Origin of the sequence: Paenibacillus sp. JCM 10914, from assembly GCF_001315105.1 — a bacterium.
Lineage (GTDB): Bacteria > Bacillota > Bacilli > Paenibacillales > Paenibacillaceae > Paenibacillus_AQ.
Map to the genome: position 1 here is coordinate 1 of NZ_BAZR01000081.1, position 955 is coordinate 955.

Annotated in this window: 1 pseudogene; it reads left to right on the forward strand. The window is 45.2% G+C overall.

Going from position 1 to position 955, the window contains the following annotated elements:
- Positions 1–7: 7 nt before the first annotated feature.
- Positions 8–955 (forward strand): annotated as a pseudogene (locus JCM10914_RS29135) (IS3 family transposase); the annotation flags it as partial.

Below are 955 nucleotides of genomic sequence, written 5' to 3' on the forward strand. Positions count from 1 at the left end.
TAGGAAGTTGGCGATAATTCAAGGGTATGACCCTACTCTTATTTCGCAGACGGAATACGCAAATCAAATGGGCGTTACGAAGTCCCAATTCCAATATTGGTTGAAGCTCTATGAGATGCATGGTGAGTCTACCTTTACTAACGGCTATACAAATTATCCGGCAAGCTTTAAACTGGACGTACTCAATCATATGGCTCAATCAGATGCTTCCCTCATGGATACCGCCGCTCTTTTCAACCTTCCGGACTTCTCTATGCTGCATGCCTGGAAAAGAAAGATGGAGACAGGTAGTATAGAAGCCCTTGAGCCAAAAAGGAAGGGGCGTCCATCCATGAAGAAAGATTCCAAATCGTCTATCAAACGATCCGTAGTTGAAGGGTCTGTCGAAGCACTTGAAGAACGTATCAAGCAGCTTGAAATGGAAAATGAGTATCTAAAAAAGTTGAATGCCTTAGTTCGAAACAAGGAAAAATCACCAAACGAGACAAATCACAGGCCGTCTGGGAACTGAGGCGTAAATATCCGGTGATGGCACTCGTAAAGCTGGCGGGCATCCCGCGCAGCACCTATTACAACCTTATAGCACGTATGAACCAACCAGATCCGAATACCGATTTGGAAGCTGAAATCCAGTCCATTTACGCGGAACATGAGGGGCGTTACGGATATCGCCGTATTCGTGATGAACTAGAAATCCGTGGATGGAAAGTAAACCACAAGAAGGTTCAGCGGCTGATGAAAAAGATGGGCCTTAAATGTCTGGTCCGCATGAAAAAGTATAAGTCGTATAAAGGGACCGTTGGCAAGACTGCACCGAATCATCTGGACCGCCAGTTCACGGCAGAGGCGCCAAATGAGAAATGGGTGACGGACATCACGGAGTTTAAGTTATTTGGAGAAAAGCTGTATCTATCACCCATTTTGGACTTATTCAACGGGGAGATTATCACCTATA